The sequence below is a fragment of the Bartonella rhinolophi genome, assembly GCF_036576165.1.
In the GTDB taxonomy this organism is placed as follows: Bacteria; Pseudomonadota; Alphaproteobacteria; order Rhizobiales; family Rhizobiaceae; genus Bartonella.
In genome coordinates this window covers 64,414-83,891 of the sequence record NZ_JBAFWY010000002.1, presented here as the reverse complement: position 1 = coordinate 83,891, position 19,478 = coordinate 64,414, and the positions used below count along the sequence as shown (strand labels likewise).

Sequence of the window (19,478 nt, the reverse complement as noted above, 5' to 3'; positions counted from 1 at the left end):
ATTAAACACCAAGCACCTGTAGCGCTCCTTCTATTTCCCCAGCTGTCCCAATTGTTAATCCCTTTATATCCTTGTTAACACGGCGAGCTAAACCTGTTAATACTTTTCCAGAACCAACTTCAAAAAGCGTATCAACCTCATTGGCACTGATCCACTCTATTGTTTCACGCCATCGCACTCGCCCCGTCACTTGTTGAACAAGAAGCATAGCAATACGTTCCGGATCACTTTCTGGTGCAACAGAAATATTCGCAATGAGAGGAACAACTGGAGCCACCTTATTAACAGTCAAAAGTGCATTCTTCATGGCATCAGCAGCAGGTTGCATTAAAGCTGAATGAAAAGGTGCAGAAACTGGAAGAAGAAGCGCACGTTTTGCACCTTTTTTTGATGCAATCTCCACTGCTGCCTCAATTGCCTTTACTTCGCCTGAAATAACAATTTGCCCACCACCATTATCATTAGCAATCTGGCATAGCCCTTCTCCTAAAACAGTTTCGCAAATTTTTTCAACGTCTTGCTCATCTAAACCAATAATTGCTGCCATAGAACCTTTACCAACAGCAACAGCAGCCTGCATAGCATTTCCACGAATCCGTAAAAGCCTTGCTGTATCGGTAAGGCTAAATGTACCAGCAGCACAAAGAGCTGAGTATTCTCCTAAAGAATGACCTGCAACAAATTTTACCTTTGATTCTATATTCAGCCCTAAATTTTCCATTACACGAATAATTGCCATAGATACAGCCATCAACGCTGGTTGTGCATTCATCGTCAAAGTCAAAGTATCTGCAGGTCCTTCGAAAATGATATCTGATAATTTTTCACCTAAAGCATCATCTACTTCCTCAAAAACCATACGCGCTGCAACAAATTGTTCTGCAAGCACTTTGCCCATACCAACAATCTGACTCCCTTGCCCTGGAAAAGTAAATGCTGCTACCATCAGTCACCTCCGAAATTATGCAAAATTATTTATTTTTAATCTTAGTCCATAAATATGAATCAAGATAAAGTAATTTATCTGGAATGAATATCTATCTTAAAGTTATATTTCAACGGTGGAATTTGATATAAAAATTGAGGAAAATGCGGTACCATGAATCGAATAACACCCCAACTTACACCCCCTCCTAAAACTGTACCAGCTACAACATCAAAAGGATAATGTACACCGACAAAAACACGTCCCCAACAAATTAAACATGAAAATATCACTGCAAGCTTAAAGGCAGTTTTATACCGGTAAAAATAAAGGCATGCCGTATAAGATGCAATAGTTAAAGCGTGATTACTAGGAAAAGAAGCTGTTGCACGGTGCTTAATCAAAGGAGGTGTGAGATTTACCACAAATGGACGTGGATGAAAATAAACAAGAGAAATGAGATAACCTATGAAAAGAGCCATACAAATGCTCGCACAAATGCTTAACGCTACGTATCGTTCCATGATTTTTCCGCAAAACCACAACATACAAAGGTGTGCTGGAATAACATAAATTAAAAATTTTGCACAAAAAATACCAATTAAAACTAAAATTGACCATGATTGATAGTTGCCAGCAAGCATTTTTAAAAGTGCGGAATCAATCTGGTTTAAAAAATCCATTTTTATCTCCTTAATTTTAATTGTTATAGCTTGAGGTCGTCATTTTTTGTGGAGCATCCTGCAATATATATTCAAAACTTACTAATTTTTTATAAGCATAAACTTGCTATTTTTAAAAATAAGCTGTAAACGTCAAACGTTCGTTACCAGTGTTTTGGCTGGGGGTTGAACGGAGGACTGAGAAATAGTGTCAGTAGGAGACGTGATGTTTCCGACCTCCCGTATCCTCACTCTCGAATGTCTCGAATTATAAACGCGTCCTTTCTTCTTTGGATTTCCAAAAAAGACAAGTCGCAGAGGCTTTGCGCTAAAACAGGTGAAGTTTAATTGAAGAAAGGCAAAATAATGGCTCTTTATGAACATATATTCCTTGCCCGACAGGATATTGCACCACAGCAAATTGATGAACTTTTGGGCGTTTACAAAGGTGTTATTGAGACGTATGGTGGAAAAGTTGGGCGTGTAGAAAATTGGGGGCTTCGTACCCTTGCTTATCGTATTCGTAAAAACCGTAAAGCTTATTATGTACTGATTAATATTGACGCACCAGCTGCGGCAATTGCTGAAGTTGAACGTCAAATGCGCATCAATGAGGATATTTTACGTTACATGACTATTCGCGTGAAAGAGCATGAAAAAGAAAAATCTGCTATGTTTGCACGTATGGATCGCAATAATCACGCTGGACAAGATGGAGAGCGACCTCGCTCTCCGCGTCATCAACGTGAAGATGCTGTAGAAGGAATAGAATGATGACAGATATTAATCAAACAGCAACGCGTCGTCCTTTTCATCGTCGTCGCAAAACGTGTCCTTTTTCAAGTGCAAATGCTCCGAAGATTGATTATAAAGATGTCAAATTGTTACAGCGTTATATTTCGGAGCGCGGAAAGATCGTCCCTTCGCGGATTACAGCTATCAGTCAAAAAAAACAGCGTGAATTGGCTAATGCTATCAAACGTGCTCGTTTTCTTGGCTTGCTTCCATACGTTATAAAATAACAAATTACTATGCAGCTGAGGTATTTTCAGCTGCCTTTTTTCTATGATTTAGCAATACGTCGATTAATTATGTACGTGTGCGAGGATGTATAAAATATAAAAAGTTGAGGCATTATAACGCCCCTAACTGCAGAAGGCAGGACAGCGATAAATGAAAAGTTTTCATACCTATGAAATAATGACTGGTGTTTTAGCTGGGTTGTTTGTTGCTGTTATAGGAATGGCAGTCATTAGTGTCGCAAATATTGCACCTTCTTTTTCTCTTCTTCTCGGTTGCTTTCTTTCACTCCCAATTTTCATTGTTGCATTCGGTTGGGGAACGTTAGTCAGCTTTGTTGCATTAATCAGTGCCACTCTTGTTCTTGCCATAGCCAGTAATGTTTATATTGGTTTTGGCTTTATGTTATTATTTTTTCTTCCTGCTTTTTATGCTTCTTGGTTGCTTGGGCTTGCACGACCAGTACAAGAGGGGAACTTATTGATATGGTATCCGTTGTTTTTGGTAATTTTTCATTTAACCAATTTCATCGCTCTTATATCAAGTCTTATCGGACTCTACATTCAAACGCGTCCATCCATACCTGCTATTACAAAACAAATCATTACCAATATAACGCAAGCTATGCAGCAATCGCAGTCTATAAAAGAAGCTGATATACTCGCTTTTAGCGAAATTTTAACAACGCATGCAGCAACTTTGACAGCTATTATTCTGACTATTTATAGTGTGATTTTTTTCATTGGAAATCTTTATTTTTCGATGATAACAGCACAGCGTATGAATTGGCTGAAAAGACCTCGGGATGATTGGGGAAAAACTTTCCGTCTTCCAATTTCTGGACTTGTTATTTTTATTGTTGTTTGTGTAGCATCAATGATTGAATTAGGATTTACTTTTAATTTGATCACGCGCGTCTTTACCACTGCATATACTGTCGTTATATCAATCAGTGGCTTAGCATATTTACACAACATCACAAAAGGGATAAACGGTCGGATTGTTATACTCTTTTTCGTATATATTGCCATTTTTATTGCCATGTTAACTGTCTTTCTTGCTCCACCTATTTCTTTCATAATGCTTTTGATGGGTATTTGGGCAGCTATTCAATACAATTTTCAATCACGGGATAAACTCTACTAATTTATTTGTTCGAAAGGAAAAAATATGGATATTATTCTACTTGAGCGCATCCCCCGTCTCGGTCAGATGGGTGATATTGTTTCAGTTAAAGATGGTTATGCACGCAACTTTCTTTTACCTCAAGGCAAAGCTTTACGTGCGAATGAAGCGAATAAAAAACATTTTGAAACACAACGCACTCAGCTTGAATCTCGTAATCTTGAGCGCAAAAGTGAAGCGCAAAAAATTGCTGAAAAACTTGATGGAAAGTCATTTATTGTTGTTCGTTCAGCTGGCGAAACAGGACAACTTTACGGATCTGTATCAACACGCGATGTTTCTGAAATTATAACAACTGAAGGCTTTTCTATTGGACGCAATCAGGTTGAATTGAATCATCCAATAAAAACTATCGGCCTTCATGCTATCACGATTATCCTACACCCTGAAGTTCAAATTTCTGTGACAATGAATGTTGCACGTTCAACAAGCGAAGCACAACGCCAAGCAGAAGGTGAAACTCTTACTTCTGCTGAAGCAATATATGATATTCAAGAAGAACCAGAAGAGTCATTGGTAGAAAATCAAGGAGAATTGTTAGCAGAAGAAATGAACAATAACGATACCAATAGTGCTGACAAAAAGGATTGATTATCGCTTTTTACCTGTTTTTCATTTTTTATTTTTTTAATTTTTTTTGACATAATTGCAGAATGCTTAGATCAAAAATCTAAGTACTTTATTGTTACCATCACTCCAAAACTGAATTCTTGTACTTGTATAAGAATCAGGATTTGGTGTGGTGTAAAAATTGAAGTATGCCTAAAATTATGAATAGCGTGATAAAAATACTCTCATATACTATATTTTCCTAAAATAAAAACAAAGAATCACTTAAAATTTTGTGTTTCAAAAAGATGAGATCTTTTATGAGTGATCAACTTCTTACATCTTCGCGTCATCTGAAGTAATTTTGACCATGAAGGCACATAATCTTATCATTCTCAACATTGAACTTTGATTATATAACACCAAAATACTCAGAATATAGCGTCATGCTTTTTTAGAAAACTGAAAATGTAATTTTTTAATTTTTATGCTTTTACTACAATTTTTAAATTATAAAAAAATACAAAAAAATTATGTTACATATAAATGTAATTATACGTAAATTATGAATAAGTAATTGGGATAAGAATCTTTTAAAATAAAAGTATGATTTTAACTTAAAGCAAGGATTTGGGACCCAATTCGTTTAATATACAATACTCGATTTATTGCCTAAAGTAACAAAATACACAGTTTTAGTGAGAAAATCGTTATGAAAGAAATAAGCATTGCCAATTTCAGCTCTTCAGAAAAAGAAGACCCTTCTCTTTTTCGACAACTCCCACATAATGTTGAAGCTGAACAAGCCTTGCTTGGTGCAATTTTTATTAACAATGATGCACTTGACCGCGTTTCAGATTTTTTAAAACCAGAGCACTTTTTTGAACCATTGCATCAAAGAATCTATGATATTTTATCGCAAATTATCGCAAAAGGAAAACTTGCAAATCCAGTTACTATAAAGCCCTTTATTCCAGCTGAAGAAAAAATCGGAGATATTACTGTATTTAATTATGCGATTCGTTTAGCCAAAGAAGCGGTAACAATCATTAACTCTGAAGATTATGGACGAGTTATTTATGATCTTTTTATCCGACGATCTTTGATTAACCTTGGAAACCAAATTGTTAATACAGCTTTTGATGCACCTATAGAGCTTACGCCAGCTCAACAAATTGAAATGGTTGAACGCAATTTATTTGAACTGGCAGAAAAAGGAAAATACGGTGGTGGATTTGAAAATTTTGATGAAGCTATAAAAAAAGCCTTTGACATGGCAAGTGCTGCCAAAAAGCGTTCTTCACGATTATCGGGGATAGCCACCCATATTAAGACACTTGATGAGCAAATGGGAGGATTACAACCATCCGACTTAATCATCTTAGCTGGACGCCCTGGTATGGGAAAAACTTCACTTGCCACCAATATTGCTTTTAATATTGCTAATGCTTACAATCATAACACCAAAACAGAAGATTCTTCATCAGAAAATGAGGGAGGAATCGTTGGCTTTTTTTCACTTGAAATGTCATCTGAACAACTTGCAACGCGCATTATTTCAGAACAAACAGAGCTTTCTTCTTCTGATATCCGACGTGGCAATATTTCAGAAAAGCAGTTTTCCAAAATAATCCGTGCAATGCAACACTTACAAAAAGCACCACTCTACATTGATCAAACAGGGGGAATATCAATTGCACAATTGGCAGCACGCGCACGGCGTCTAAAACGGCAACATGGTTTGGATGTCTTGATTATTGACTATATACAGTTAATGACCAGCAATTCAAAGCGCTCATCTGAAAATCGTGTTCAAGAAATTACAGAAATTACTACGGGTCTCAAGGCATTAGCTAAAGAACTGAATGTTCCCATTATCGCTCTCTCGCAGCTTTCGCGCCAAGTTGAAAATCGAACAGATAAACGTCCGCAACTTTCGGATTTACGAGAATCTGGCTCAATTGAGCAAGATGCCGATGTCGTTCTTTTCGTATATCGTGAAGCATATTACTTTAAAAATGAAGAGCCCAAGATAGGGTTCACAGAACATGAAAAACGGAAGCATGAAGAATGGCAAGATAAAATGGATGATCTTTTAGGGCAAGCTGAAGTTATTATTGCCAAACAGCGTCATGGACCAACTGGGCTAGTTAAGCTTGCTTTTCAGCCTGATTTCACACGTTTTAGTGATTTGGCAGACAGTCAATATCTCCCAGAGCAAATTGGTTAAGCCACCATGGCACGCATCCGTGTTCAATTTATTTGTCAAAATTGTGGTACCATCCATTCACGTTGGGCTGGAAAATGTAATTCTTGTGGAGAATGGAATTCCCTGATCGAAGAAAGCACAAATAACGGCATTGGCAGTGGTCCTATGCAAAATGTTCGTAAAGGGCGAGCCGTTACTCTTATGTCTCTTTCTGGAAATATTGAAGATGCTCCACGTATCCATTCTGGCATCGCTGAGCTTGATCGCGTAACTGGAGGTGGTTTTGTTCGTGGATCAGCATTACTTGTTGGCGGCGATCCAGGCATTGGGAAATCAACATTGCTAACACAAACAGCCGCTGCTTTATCGCGAAAAGGACATCATGTTGTTTATGTTTCAGGCGAAGAAGCCATTGCGCAAATATGTTTACGTGCACAAAGACTTGGTGCTGCCAATACGGAAATAAAACTTGCGGCGGAAACTAATGTTGAAGATATTCTTGCAACTTTAAGCGAACATAAAAAACTTGATATGGTTATTATTGATTCCATTCAAACCCTATGGTCAGATGCAGCAGACTCCGCGCCTGGAACAGTCACACAAGTGCGTATCGCCGCTCAAGCAATGATCCGCTTTGCCAAAAAAACAGGAGCAGCTGTTGTTCTTGTCGGTCATGTGACAAAAGACGGACAAATTGCTGGTCCTCGAGTTGTCGAGCATATGGTTGATGGCGTTCTCTATTTTGAGGGTGAAGGTGCCCATAATTATCGAATATTGAGAACCGTAAAAAATCGTTTTGGACCAACTGACGAAATTGGTGTTTTCGAAATGTCTGACAAAGGACTACGAGAAGTGACCAATCCATCTGAACTTTTTTTGGGTGAACGGAATGAAAAAGCACCAGGAGCTGCTGTTTTTGCAGGAATGGAAGGAACACGTCCGATATTAGTAGAAGTTCAAGCACTTGTTGCTCCCTCTTCACTCGGAACACCACGACGTGCTGTTGTTGGGTGGGATGGAAATCGCCTTTCAATGATTTTAGCTGTTTTAGAAGCCCATTGTGGTGTTCGCTTTGGACAACATGATGTCTACCTTAATGTTGCAGGTGGATACCGTATATCAGAGCCAGCAGCTGATTTAGCTGTTGCAGCAGCTTTGGTCTCCTCTCTTGCAAACATTCCTCTCCCGACTGATTACGTATATTTTGGCGAAATAAGCCTTTCAGGAGCTATCCGCACCGTTGCGCATTCAGGACAACGCATTAATGAAGCTAAAAAACTTGGCTTTCAAGGATCTGTTCAGCCTACTGCAACAACCCAAACAACAAAATCGCAAACCTTTCAACAAAAAACATTTTCTGAACTTCCTGAATTGGTTGGCTCTATTGTTGCAGGAAAAAAACACCCTGTATCACGTGCATGATAAAAAAAATTTACAAAATATAAAAGATTTTTGCTATAAGAAGCAAAGAAGCAGAAGCACACTCGTATATTGTTTAAACAAAACGCAATCTTATGTATAAGGAATAAGTAAAGATGGCTATAACAATCCTTGATGGAATTGTCGTAATAATCGTCTTGTTATCTGCTTTTCTCTCCATGCTCCGAGGATTTTCACGTGAAATTCTTTCATTAATGTCTTGGGCAATTTCAGCTGTTGTCACATTATTTTTATTCAAACCTGTACTGCCCTTCTTTGAGCAATATCTTTCTAACAAAACGGTTGCATTGATCGCCACAGTGGTTACGATTTTCATTATTATTTTGATTATTATTTCCGTTGTTACAATGAAAATTTCTGATTTTATTATTGATAGTCGAATTGGTGTACTTGACCGCACTATCGGCTTTATCTTTGGAGCAATCCGCGGCTTATTCATTATTGTCATTGGCATATTACTCATTAATGCGCTTATCAAACCTGAACAACAATCTGATTGGTTGAAAAATGCAAAAACAAAGCCCATCTTAGATTCACTGGGTCAAAAAATTTGGGACATATTACCCAAAGATCTCGACTATGCTCTCGAAAAGGCCGAACAACTTTTTAAAAGAGACGATACAAGCACAAATGGTAAACATTCTGATAAAAATATGTCCCAACAAAATGAGGAATAATTTTCCATTAGGGAAAAAAATCAGATAATACAACGTAACGATATTAACCATTTTTTATATCATAACCGAAAAAATATAATGACAAAAATTGATATTCCCTTTCAGAAATTCTCATTGGATGATGATACCCTTCATGAGGAATGTGGAGTTTTCGGTATTCTTGGGCATGAAGATGCAGCAACATTAACAGCCCTTGGGCTTCATGCACTTCAACACCGTGGTCAAGAAGCAGCTGGAATTGTTTCCTACCATAACAAAATGTTTCATCAAGAAAAACATCTTGGTCTTGTCGGAGATCACTACACAAATCCTGCAACACTTGCTCGTTTACCAGGGAATCGTGCTATCGGACATACACGTTACTCAACAACTGGAGAAGTAGCATTACGTAATGTACAACCTCTCTTTGCTGAATTAAAAGCTGGAGGTATTGCTATTGCACATAATGGCAATCTCACAAATGGTCTTACATTACGCCGCGAACTCATTGCATCTGGTGCTATTTGTCAATCGACATCAGATTCTGAAGTTTTTCTTCATCTGATTGCTCGTTCCCGTTATGAATCGTCATCTGACCGTTTTGTTGATGCTATTCGACAAGTGGAAGGTGGATATGCTATGTTAGCACTCACACGTACAAAGCTTATTGCAGCACGTGATCCAACTGGTATTCGACCACTCGTAATGGGTGAACTTGACGGTAAACCAATCTTTTGTTCCGAAACCTGTGCACTTGATATTATTGGAGCAAAATATGTCCGCGATGTCAAAAACGGGGAAATAATTATATGCGAAATACAAAAAAATGGGGAAATCACTAAAAAAGTTATAAAGCCAGAGATAGAAAAGCCAGAAAAACTTTGCCTTTTTGAATATGTCTACTTTGCTCGTCCTGATTCAATCGTTGGAGGACGAAATGTTTATATGGCACGTAAAAATATGGGTATTCATTTAGCACAGGAAGCACCTTGTGAGGGTGATGTTGTGGTTCCAGTTCCTGATGGTGGAACACCCGCTGCAATTGGCTACGCACAAGAAATTGGAATTCCTTTTGAGCTTGGAATTATTCGGAATCATTACGTTGGTCGTACCTTTATCGAACCAACACAACAAATTCGTGCTTTTGGAGTGAAATTAAAGCACTCTGCAAATCGCCCAATCATTGAAGGAAAACGCGTTATTTTGGTCGATGACTCTATCGTGCGTGGAACAACATCCGTCAAAATTGTGCGAATGCTCCGAGAAGCAGGAGCGAAAGAAGTTCATATGCGTATTTCTAGTCCTATGATTTTTTATCCAGATTTTTATGGAATTGATACACCTACAATTGAAAGTCTTTTGGCTAATCAGTATCCTGACTTAAAATCTATGTGTAGTTTTGTTGGAGCAGATTCATTAGAATTTCTTTCAACGGACGGTTTATATCTTGCTGTCGCAGGAGAAAAGCGAAATAACGCTGATCCACAATTTACTGATCATTATTTTACTGGACACTACCCTACACATCTTGTTGATCAAGAAATGGTTCCCAAAATGCGTCAATCATCTGTCCTTAAGACAAGAAATTAATGATGACAAAGCTTGACTTTAATCTCCATGGATATATCGCACTCGTTACAGGTGCTTCAAGAGGAATTGGTTATCATTTAGCGTTAGAGCTTGCAGCGCGTGGCGCTCACATTATTGCTCTTGCACGAACAATTAGTGGCTTAACTGAACTTAACAATAAAATTCAAGAAAAAGGTGCTTCTGCAACGCTCATTCCACTTGATTTACATCATATGGAACATATTGACTCTCTCGGAATTTCTATTGCTAAGCGCTGGGGGAAACTCGATATTATGGTTGCAAATGCAGGAATCCTTGGAACACTTTCACCAATAAGTCATATCCAAAATACGGTATTTGAAGATGTTTTTCAAATAAATCTCATGAGCCAGTGGCGCTTAATGAAAGCAGTTGAACCTTTATTACGTAAATCTGATGCAGGACGAGCTGTTTTGCTATCCTCAAGTGTTGCTCATCTCGCACGTGCTTTTTGGGGACCTTATGCAGCCTCTAAAGCAGCTTTAGAGATTGTTGCTCGTTGCTGGGCAGAAGAGCTAAAACAAACCCATATCAAGATTAATTGTGTTGATCCAGGTGCAACACGTACTGCCATGCGCGCGCAAGCTATGCCTCATGAAAACCCTCAAACTTTACCTTCACCGCAAGAAGTTGCAGAAAAAATAGTGCATTTATTATCACCCAATTTAAAAGAAACAGGTAAACTTTTTAATGTCCATAAAAATCGGTTTACGGATTATCATGCACCTGATTAATTATAATCATAAAAACCATGTATTTTAACCGCAATTTTTTATATTTTTATTCTATCTTACAAAAAAATATAAAACTTTACGATTTTTTGATAGCTTTCACATTAATCTTTTTTTCTTCAAAAGCAGCCCGCTTATTATAAGCCACAAAACTACAGGGTAAAAAAATCATATAGCCAACAGCTGTGATTAATAAAGTATACCATGTGTAAGTTGCCAGAAAGCCCACATAAATAACAATAAAAAGCATGCATGGTACAACAATATCACGCCTCAAATTTTGATCAATTGTTTTTGCATTCCATACTGGCAAGCGACTGACCAAAAGAAAAGCAATCACTACAGTATAAAGACTAAAAAACAACGCCCAGCCCCAACTTGGTATCAAGCCAAGAGCTCCCAAATAAACAGGCAATAAAAGCAATAGCGCCCCTGCTGGCGCAGGAACACCAATAAAATAACTTCCCTTCCATTTTGGTATATTAGCGTCATCCAACATTACATTAAAACGAGCTAATCGCAAACAACAAGCAGCACAATAAACAAGAGCTGCCACCCAACCTACTTGATGAACCTGCGTTAAAATAAAAGAGTAAACAATAAGTGCAGGTGCAACACCAAAATTCACAACATCAGCAAGAGAATCCATCTGTGCCCCAAAAGATGAACTACCATCCATTAAACGAGCAATACGACCATCAGCACCATCTAAAACTGCTGCTAAAAGTACCATTAAAATAGCAGCCTCATAGCGATGCTCAAAAGCTAAGCGAATACTACTCATTCCCGCGCAAATTGCCAAAACAGTAATAATATTGGGGATGACATACCGCATCGGCGTGGGTGAACGCCACCGATTTGGAATGTCATCATGTTGTCCTTCAGGATTAAATGAAGAAAATAATGAAAAATTTTTCATTGTTTATCCTAGTCAAATCTGAAATCAGTTATAGCACTCTTATCATCAAAAGAGCCTAAAACTGTTTCTCCAGCAATAGCTACTTGGCCAACCGCAACACGTAATTTTACTTCAATCGGAATATAAATATCAAGGCGAGAGCCAAAACGTATCAAACCAAAACGTTGTCCTGTAATAACTGAATCATTTTCTTTTGACCAACAAACAACCCGACGCGCAACCATTCCTGCTATCTGCACTATACCAATTTTCCCATGTTTGCTGTCAATCACTACCCCATTACGCTCATTAAATTGACTAGCCTTATCAAGCTCAGCATTCACAAACTTACCTGGACTATACACGATAGACTCTACCGTACCACTTATAGGAATACGATTAATATGGCATGAAAAAATATCCATAAATACGGAAATACGAATCATTTCTTTATTACCCAATCCCAACTCTTCAGGTGGAATGCACGGCTCAACGAACGAGATACGCCCATCAGCAGGAGATATAACCCAATTTGGATTCAAAGGTATCACACGATTTGGATCGCGAAAGAAATATATACACCACACCGTTAAAACAAGACCACACCAAAAAAATGGACTCCATATCCAACCAAGAATGAGAGAAATAACAAAGAACGCTACAATAAAAGGATAACCTTCTTTATGAATTGGCACAAAGTTATTATGGATAGATTGCAGAATACTCATATAATTTCCTGTTCAGATATAATCTCATAAGTAATGATTTTTTTTTGTTCTTTCCCTCTTTTTACACACTAAATCAATCACTCCATATGAAATATAGGTCATTTCACACAGGTTATTTTTTACGATTAACAATGCCCAGCTCATCCTCTTCACGCATTTTACGTAATTTTTCTTCAGCCTGCGATGCTTCAAGTTGTTTATTCCACATTGAAGCATATAAACCTTTCTTACGCAAAAGCTCATCATGTGTTCCGTTTTCAATAATACGACCATGTTTGAGTACCAAAATTTCATCAGCATTGATAACAGTAGAAAGACGATGAGCAATAATCAATGTAGTACGCCCACGGCTTACAATATCCAATGCCTGTTGAATTTCTTGTTCTGTTGCCGTATCAAGAGCCGCAGTCGCTTCATCTAAAATAAGAAGTGGCGGAGCCTTTAATAAGGTTCGCGCAATAGCCACGCGTTGTTTTTCACCACCTGATAGCTTGAGACCACGTTCACCTACCATCGATTGAAAACCTTCCGGAAGCATTTCAATAAATTTTGATATCTGTGCCATTTGAGCAGCTTTGTGCATTTCTTCATCTGTAGCACTTGGACGCCCATAACGAATATTATATGCAATTGTATCATTAAATAAAACTGTATCTTGTGGCACCATACCGATAGCTTCACGTAAACTTTCTTGAGTTACATCACGAATATCCTGTTCATCAATTGTAATCGAGCCCTCATCAACATCATAAAATCGAAAAAGTAATCGCGAAATAGTCGATTTACCAGCACCTGATGGGCCAACAATTGCAACTGTTTTTCCTCCTGGAACTTCAAAATCAATATCTTTAAGAATCTGGCGTGTCTGATCATAAGCAAATTTTACTTTATTAAATCGAATGGTACCGCCACCTACCACCAATGGCTTGGCATCTGATTTGTCAACAATTTCCTGCCGAGCATCTAAAAGATCAAACATAGCTTCAATATCTGTTATACCTTGTCGAACTTCACGGTAAATTGAGCCAATAAAGTTCAATGGAATGGAAAGCTGTATTAAAAGTGCATTAATAAAAACGAAATCTCCTAAAGTTTGCGTCCCATGAAAAACTTCGTAAGCTGACATCAACATCAGGATAGCCATTCCTATACCAAAAATAAGAGCCTGACCAAAATTAAGCCAACTTAATGATGTCCAAATTTTCGTTGCAGATTTCTCATAATCTGCCATCGAAGAATCAAATTGGTGTGCTTCTAAAGTTTCATTGCCAAAATATTTGACCGTTTCAAAATTCAAAAGAGAATCAACAGCACGCGTATTGGCCTCAGTATCTGCTGTATTCATTTTTTGTCGAATACGAATACGCCAATCGCTCGCTTTGATTGTAAACCAAGTATATAAACCAACTGTTGCTACAACTATGAGAAAATAAAGCCCTCCATAGCTGACATAAAATACAAGTGCCGTTAGCACAAATTCTAAAACCGTTGGAACTGTATTGAGAATTGAAAATCTAACGATAGCTTCAATTCCCTTCGTACCACGTTCAATCACACGAGAAAGCCCACCAGTCCGCCTTTCCAAATGAAATCGCAAAGATAATCCATGAACATGCACAAAAGTCTTATAAGCTAAGCGACGAATAGCATGTTGACCAACGGTTGCAAAAAGAGAATCTCGTAACTGGTTGAATCCAGCTTGAACGATACGTGCAGCATTGTACGCCAAAACGAGCATGATGGGAGCAAGCAAACTTGATGAAAACCACATAGATAACTTAGATCTCACATCAAGCACATCTGTAGCATACTTAAAAAAATACGGAACAGATATGAGAACCAGCTTAGCTAAAACAAGATAAAATATCGCCCATACAACACGCATTTTCAGATCACGCCGATCTGCTGGCCACATATACGGCCATAAATTATAAAGTGTGCGCAAAGTCTGACCTGTATCTGACGACACAGTTTTCATCATTTCATTCTGTTTCATAAAACTACTATTTCTCTCTCAAGTGCCCAATGGGCAATACAATACTTCTCCTGCATCAGTTTACGGGCCATATTATTCCCCCCTCTCTTTCTATAAGCTTCCTATAAGCTACACGTATTAGTACTTGATATTAGTATCTGAGGTTAGACTGTTTTTGAAAAAGGAACAAGAAATAATCCACTATAAGGTTTATTATTTTGGTCTATATCCTCATACCATTCTGCCACAAATAAACTCTCAACTTCTACACACCTTTTTTCAATCCCTCTTAAAACCATTTCTTTGATTTACTAATCTCTTTAAGGACTTTATTAAGAGTTTCACCATTTGAGAATGGTAAATTTCTTACCCTCTGCCTTTTTAATAATTGCATAATCGCCATTGATTTCCAAACAGACAAAAGCAGCTTCATGTAAACTACAATTGTTTAATACGCGACATTATAATTGGATCATTCACGCTGTTCTCCAAGTTTTTAATCTTATCAGCTTAAAAAATATCATCTGAAATTAATACAGTATTTTGCACTGTAATAAACTTTGCTCTACAATGAGAAGGTGAGAAAACTAAATAGCGTGCTAAAAAATTAAAAGATGCAATCAAGGAGCCAAATGAATAAGACAAGCAACAATTGAATACTGCTTAACATACGATTGTAAATAACTCCTTCAATGATATACTCATCAAAAAATTACTTACCAAATCCAATGATGCTATTTTGATTAAGGCTGCCACACCCTGTGGTTCTTAAAATAAAGAGGAAAGCAATAAGGTCTACAACTAATTTAAGTGCAATATCTATAATGATACAAAATTCCATCAAATCCTCTATTTATGTCATGAAAGCTATTGAAATATGGGTAATTAAAAACGCTTTATTTCCCACTTGGTTATACGCTCACCTGTCTGTGGATCTTTTCCATCTTTTAGTAAAATCCCCTCAATTGCAAGCTCATCACGAATTGTATCCGCAGCTGTCCACTCTTTATTATGGATAAGACGTAATCTTTCAGCAATGCGCCGATCAATAAATTTTGAATCAAGAGAGATTTTTCTCATAAACAATGGGCATTTTACTTCTCTAACCCACTCTTGCCGCAATAGTCCAAACAAGTCCATCCCATTTGCAAGAGCTACAGCATTACCTGATTTATAAAATTTTCGCAAAACAGCAATCGCATTTGGAGTGTTAAGATCGTTACTTAATATATTTATCAAAGAGTCCTCAAAAACCTCATTCTTCTCCAAGCTTTCTCTTTCACAGCGAAGCAATTCATACCAACGATACAATTCACTACTGGATTGTGCTAAACGTTCAGCTGTCCAATTTAATGGTTCACGATAATGCGTTTGTAACATCGAAAAACGTGTAGATAAACCAGCCCAATTTTGTTTCACTTCATCTGTTACAGCATCATTAAATTCAAAAAAATTACTCTCTAAAATAGAGCGGATAGTAATGAAGTTGCCAAGGCTTTTAGACATTTTCTGACCTTCAACTTGCAAAAAACCATTATGCATCCAAAGGTTAGCCATTCGTTCAGTCCCAAAAACTGAACAACTTTGTGCAATTTCATTTTCATGATGAGGAAAAATTAGATCGATACCACCACCATGAATATCAAAAACATTCGCTGTCGGATCATCACACATCAAGCCACCACCATAAGGAGTTAATAGCTTTGCCATCGACATCGCAGAACATTCAATATGCCAACCAGGACGACCCAAAACAGGAATTCCTGCTGGTGATGCCCAACCTGGCTCTCCTTCCGCAGAAGGTTTCCATAAAACGAAATCCATCTCCTCTCTTTTATAAGCAGCAACATCAACACGCGCACCCGCTCTCATTTCATCTAATGAGCGTTTTGCAAGTGTACCATAATGAGGATGTTTTTTTATGCTACTTACAGAAAATAATATATGATTTTCCGCTTTATAAGCGTGTCCCTTTTGAAGCAACTTTTCAATCAAAGAGCGCATTTCTTCTAAATGATCAGTTGCACGTGGTTGGCTTGTTGGCAACAAACAACCAAGTGCCATTGTGTCTTGTTGAAATTGAGAATATGTATGCTCAGTCAATTGGCGGATAGCATCATTCAGAGCTAATTCTGAATACTCGCAGGCTGCTCGTGCATTAATCTTATCATCTACATCTGTAATATTACGAGCATATATAACATGATCATTACCATAGATATGGCGCAATAAGCGAAATAAAACATCAAAAACAATCACAGGGCGCGCATTACCTATGTGAGCATAATCATAAACTGTCGGACCACAAACATAAAGACGTACCTTAGTCGCATCTATCGGTGTAAAATTTTCTTTTTTGCGTGTAAGCGTATTATAAAATCGCAATTCTCTCATCATCATACTCCGTTAGCGATATTGACTTGTCGCTCTTAGGTGAATTTTACTTAAGATCACCAAGCTATGCGAACTTAGAATAAGATTTTTATGCATCTGGTGTAAAATTCTCATAACCACTCCACTTTATCTAATGCTGTATCCACCATCCGTAACAAAAACAATCGTATTTTATTTGATTAAGCAAAAGTATTATCGATAAAGATCATACTCAATTTGTTTATGATCAAAATATCAGAGAAGAAAATCTTCGACACGCAAAACAATGTAAATTTACACGCAAAAAAAATTACATGCAGAAAATCTGAAATTTTTAACAACATAAAACTCAGTTAAAATTTTTAATATTCCCATGTTTATTTCCTTACTATCTCCCCTGCCCTAAATTTCATAATATGTTTTCTATCGGCCGATAATGCATAATTTTTGTCATATCCCTCAATAATACACTCAATGACAAAAGCACTTTATCCGTGATTGTAATCGTACAGAAATTTATTAAAAGTGAGCAATAAAAATGATGCGTAATATATTGATAAAAATTATTATTTTAACATTTTTTGTAACATCAATACCAACTTTTGCGCAACAATATCCACCATATGATACAAAATTACTGCGACTGGCAGAAATTTTGGGATCTCTGCATTATCTGCAAAATCTTTGCAATACCCCAACAAATCAATGGTATAATCACATGACTGCACTCATTGAAGCAGAAAAACCAACTCCACAAAGACGCGCTTATTTTTACGAAGCGTTTAATGAAGCTTATCGTGCTTTTTCAGCAAATTATCATCATTGTACACAATCAGCAATTGAAGCAAACCAACGATACGTTACAGAAGGCAGATCCTTATCAGAAAACCTTCTTACGCGCTTTAACAATTGACCCGTATAAAAATATCATGTCACCACTTTACGCTATAGTAATGATAATAATTTCTAATACAAATAAGCTAGTCAACCAAATTTGATATAAAGATAACTCTTCAATTGCTAAAAAATAAACTCTCAAGGTACTTTTATTTATATACCACCAAAGCATAATGAGCACCTTTTTCACTCACAAAATCATCTTATAAGATTTATCAATTTTAATTTGATTATGCCAAAGCTTCTATAAATTTAACAGGTTCACCTTGCGAAGGTGTAACAATTTCACCTTCCCACATAACCCGCATACCACGAATAATGGTTCCAACAGGCCAACCTTTAACCTTTTTGCCATCATAAGGTGTCCACCCCGCGCGCGAGCCAATCAATGCATTCGTAATAATCTCTTCCCGCTTAAGATCAACAATAGTTAAGTCAGCATCATACCCAACAGCAAGACGCCCTTTGCAGCTTATACCAAAAATGCGGCTAGGACCATGCGAAGTGAGATCAACAAAACGTTCAAGAGATATCTTTCCTGCATTTACATGTGTCAGCATAATTGCTGCTGTTGTCTGCACACCTGTCATCCCTGAAGGCGAAGAAGGATAAGGCTTATGCTTTTCTTCAAGCGTATGAGGAGCATGATCGGAACCCAAAACATCAACAATTCCCTGCTGAACACCGTACCAAAGAGATTCACGATGAAAATTTTCACGAATAGGCGGATTCATCTGAATCAATGTGCCAAGTCGCTGATAATCATCAGCAGTTAACGTCAAATGATGTTGAGTTACTTCAATTGTTGCTATATCTTTATGATTCTTCAAAAAATCAATTTCTTCCGCTGTAGAAAGATGTAACACATGAATACGCGCTTTCATTTCATGTGCAATTTTAACTAAACGCTGTGTACATTTTAATGCTGCAACTTCATCACGCCAAATTGGATGTGATGATGCATCCCCTTCAATACGCAACATTTTACGTTCATTGAGCCTTGCCTCATCTTCAGAATGAAAAGCCACACGACGACGTGTGTTTTTCAAAATAAGACGTACACTTTCATCATCATCCACCAAAAGATTCCCCGTAGAAGACCCCATAAAAACTTTAATTCCAGCAGCACCAGAAAGTCTTTCTAACTCAGCCAATTCTGATGTATTTTCACGCGTTCCCCCAACCCAAAATGCAAAATCACAATGCATCCGGTGAAATCCACGTTTAACCTTATCGGTTAATGCTTCTTCCGACGTAGTCAATGGGTTGGTGTTAGGCATTTCAAACACTGTTGTAACACCTCCTAAAACAGCAGAATATGAGCCACTTTCTAAATCCTCCTTATGTTCATTGCCTGGCTCGCGAAAATGAACTTGGCTATCAATAATACCAGGTAAAATATGAAGCCCTGTACAATCAATCACTTCACCAGCAGACGCACATGTCAGATCACCAATTTCAGCAATACGACCGTTTGTGATACCAATATCACGCTTGCTACTTCCATCATGGTTCACAAGTATTGCACCTTTTAAAATTGTATCAAATGTTTTAAACATAACCGTGCTCCTAACATATCCCCTCTTTATCGATTATGTAACTTTGAGCAGAAAGGCAAGAAC

The 19,478-nt window shown here is 37.5% G+C and carries 17 protein-coding genes and 1 pseudogene; 10 read left to right on the top strand and 8 right to left on the bottom strand.

The annotated features are described in order from the left end of the window. Position 1: 1 nt before the first annotated feature. Positions 2–946: an ACP S-malonyltransferase gene (gene fabD, locus V5N67_RS02705; protein WP_332060369.1), complete on the bottom strand. Its 945-nt coding sequence runs from the start codon at positions 944–946 to the stop codon at positions 2–4. Positions 947–1,020: 74 nt separating this feature from the next. Further along, complete coding sequence (locus tag V5N67_RS02700) at positions 1,021–1,608, bottom strand: undecaprenyl-diphosphatase (RefSeq protein ID WP_332060368.1); 588 nt, start codon at positions 1,606–1,608, stop codon at positions 1,021–1,023. A gap of 345 nt (positions 1,609–1,953) precedes the next feature. On the opposite strand from V5N67_RS02700, the gene rpsF reads away from it, so the two are divergent. The 9 genes from rpsF (at position 1,954) to V5N67_RS02655 (ending at position 10,988) form a co-directional block, all read left to right on the top strand. Then, on the top strand, positions 1,954–2,361 hold the full coding sequence (gene rpsF, locus V5N67_RS02695; RefSeq protein ID WP_332060367.1) for a 30S ribosomal protein S6: 408 nt from the start codon (positions 1,954–1,956) through the stop codon (positions 2,359–2,361). Then, complete coding sequence (rpsR, locus tag V5N67_RS02690) at positions 2,361–2,609, top strand: 30S ribosomal protein S18 (protein WP_332060366.1); 249 nt, start codon at positions 2,361–2,363, stop codon at positions 2,607–2,609. The genes rpsF and rpsR overlap by 1 nt, the downstream gene beginning before the upstream one ends. 151 nt (positions 2,610–2,760) lie before the next feature. Next, the gene (locus tag V5N67_RS02685; RefSeq protein ID WP_332060365.1) at positions 2,761–3,753 is read left to right on the top strand and encodes a hypothetical protein; all 993 of its coding nucleotides are present in this window, start codon (positions 2,761–2,763) and stop codon (positions 3,751–3,753) included. 24 nt (positions 3,754–3,777) lie between these two features. After that, the gene (gene rplI, locus V5N67_RS02680; protein WP_332060364.1) at positions 3,778–4,383 is read left to right on the top strand and encodes a 50S ribosomal protein L9; all 606 of its coding nucleotides are present in this window, start codon (positions 3,778–3,780) and stop codon (positions 4,381–4,383) included. A 670-nt stretch (positions 4,384–5,053) separates the two neighbouring features. Next, positions 5,054–6,571 carry a replicative DNA helicase gene (locus V5N67_RS02675; RefSeq protein WP_332060363.1) on the top strand — a complete coding sequence of 506 codons (1,518 nt, stop codon included), beginning with the start codon at positions 5,054–5,056 and terminating at the stop codon, positions 6,569–6,571. 6 nt (positions 6,572–6,577) lie between these two features. Continuing rightward, positions 6,578–7,972 (top strand): DNA repair protein RadA, encoded by a 1,395-nt coding sequence (gene radA, locus V5N67_RS02670; RefSeq protein ID WP_332060362.1) that lies wholly within the window; start codon positions 6,578–6,580, stop codon positions 7,970–7,972. Between the two features lie 113 nt (positions 7,973–8,085). Then, a complete protein-coding gene (locus V5N67_RS02665) occupies positions 8,086–8,667 on the top strand; it encodes a CvpA family protein (protein ID WP_332060361.1) in 582 nt (193 codons plus the stop codon). A 78-nt stretch (positions 8,668–8,745) separates the two neighbouring features. Continuing rightward, positions 8,746–10,236 carry an amidophosphoribosyltransferase gene (gene purF / locus V5N67_RS02660; protein WP_332060360.1) on the top strand — a complete coding sequence of 497 codons (1,491 nt, stop codon included), beginning with the start codon at positions 8,746–8,748 and terminating at the stop codon, positions 10,234–10,236. A 2-nt stretch (positions 10,237–10,238) separates the two neighbouring features. Beyond that, on the top strand, positions 10,239–10,988 hold the full coding sequence (locus V5N67_RS02655) for an SDR family NAD(P)-dependent oxidoreductase (protein ID WP_332060435.1): 750 nt from the start codon (positions 10,239–10,241) through the stop codon (positions 10,986–10,988). A gap of 76 nt (positions 10,989–11,064) precedes the next feature. Here V5N67_RS02655 and pssA read toward each other — a convergent pair whose 3' ends face one another. The 5 genes and pseudogenes from pssA to cysS form a co-directional block, all read right to left on the bottom strand. Further along, positions 11,065–11,904, bottom strand: coding sequence for a CDP-diacylglycerol--serine O-phosphatidyltransferase (gene pssA / locus V5N67_RS02650; RefSeq protein ID WP_332060359.1), 840 nt, complete (start codon positions 11,902–11,904; stop codon positions 11,065–11,067). Between the two features lie 8 nt (positions 11,905–11,912). Then, entirely contained in the window at positions 11,913–12,611 is a 699-nt protein-coding gene (locus tag V5N67_RS02645) for a phosphatidylserine decarboxylase (RefSeq protein ID WP_332060358.1), read from the bottom strand. Positions 12,612–12,723: 112 nt separating this feature from the next. Then, on the bottom strand, positions 12,724–14,607 hold the full coding sequence (locus V5N67_RS02640) for an ABCB family ABC transporter ATP-binding protein/permease (protein ID WP_332060357.1): 1,884 nt from the start codon (positions 14,605–14,607) through the stop codon (positions 12,724–12,726). 143 nt (positions 14,608–14,750) lie between these two features. After that, positions 14,751–15,427, bottom strand: a pseudogene (locus V5N67_RS06825) (YetF domain-containing protein). A gap of 44 nt (positions 15,428–15,471) precedes the next feature. Further along, positions 15,472–16,980, bottom strand: a complete 1,509-nt coding sequence (gene cysS, locus V5N67_RS02635) for a cysteine--tRNA ligase (protein ID WP_332060434.1) — start codon at positions 16,978–16,980, stop codon at positions 15,472–15,474. A 520-nt stretch (positions 16,981–17,500) separates the two neighbouring features. Here cysS and V5N67_RS02630 point away from each other — a divergent pair. Further along, positions 17,501–17,872, top strand: coding sequence for a TIGR02301 family protein (locus V5N67_RS02630; protein ID WP_332060433.1), 372 nt, complete (start codon positions 17,501–17,503; stop codon positions 17,870–17,872). A 214-nt stretch (positions 17,873–18,086) separates the two neighbouring features. On the opposite strand, the gene V5N67_RS02625 is transcribed toward V5N67_RS02630, so the two are convergent. Further along, a complete protein-coding gene (locus tag V5N67_RS02625) occupies positions 18,087–19,415 on the bottom strand; it encodes a dihydroorotase (RefSeq protein WP_332060356.1) in 1,329 nt (442 codons plus the stop codon). Positions 19,416–19,478 lie beyond the last annotated feature (63 nt).

Coding starts and splice junctions, on each gene's coding strand:
- V5N67_RS02665 (WP_332060361.1), top strand. CDS start 8,086: ATGGCTATAACAATCCTTGATGGAATTGTCGTAATAATCGTCTTGTTA.
- V5N67_RS02630 (WP_332060433.1), top strand. CDS start 17,501: ATGCGTAATATATTGATAAAAATTATTATTTTAACATTTTTTGTAACA.
- purF (WP_332060360.1), top strand. CDS start 8,746: ATGACAAAAATTGATATTCCCTTTCAGAAATTCTCATTGGATGATGAT.
- V5N67_RS02640 (WP_332060357.1), bottom strand. CDS start 14,607: ATGAAACAGAATGAAATGATGAAAACTGTGTCGTCAGATACAGGTCAG.
- V5N67_RS02625 (WP_332060356.1), bottom strand. CDS start 19,415: ATGTTTAAAACATTTGATACAATTTTAAAAGGTGCAATACTTGTGAAC.
- cysS (WP_332060434.1), bottom strand. CDS start 16,980: ATGAGAGAATTGCGATTTTATAATACGCTTACACGCAAAAAAGAAAAT.
- V5N67_RS02645 (WP_332060358.1), bottom strand. CDS start 12,611: ATGAGTATTCTGCAATCTATCCATAATAACTTTGTGCCAATTCATAAA.
- pssA (WP_332060359.1), bottom strand. CDS start 11,904: ATGAAAAATTTTTCATTATTTTCTTCATTTAATCCTGAAGGACAACAT.
- radA (WP_332060362.1), top strand. CDS start 6,578: ATGGCACGCATCCGTGTTCAATTTATTTGTCAAAATTGTGGTACCATC.
- V5N67_RS02700 (WP_332060368.1), bottom strand. CDS start 1,608: ATGGATTTTTTAAACCAGATTGATTCCGCACTTTTAAAAATGCTTGCT.
- fabD (WP_332060369.1), bottom strand. CDS start 946: ATGGTAGCAGCATTTACTTTTCCAGGGCAAGGGAGTCAGATTGTTGGT.
- rplI (WP_332060364.1), top strand. CDS start 3,778: ATGGATATTATTCTACTTGAGCGCATCCCCCGTCTCGGTCAGATGGGT.
- V5N67_RS02675 (WP_332060363.1), top strand. CDS start 5,054: ATGAAAGAAATAAGCATTGCCAATTTCAGCTCTTCAGAAAAAGAAGAC.
- V5N67_RS02655 (WP_332060435.1), top strand. CDS start 10,239: ATGACAAAGCTTGACTTTAATCTCCATGGATATATCGCACTCGTTACA.
- V5N67_RS02685 (WP_332060365.1), top strand. CDS start 2,761: ATGAAAAGTTTTCATACCTATGAAATAATGACTGGTGTTTTAGCTGGG.
- rpsR (WP_332060366.1), top strand. CDS start 2,361: ATGACAGATATTAATCAAACAGCAACGCGTCGTCCTTTTCATCGTCGT.
- rpsF (WP_332060367.1), top strand. CDS start 1,954: ATGGCTCTTTATGAACATATATTCCTTGCCCGACAGGATATTGCACCA.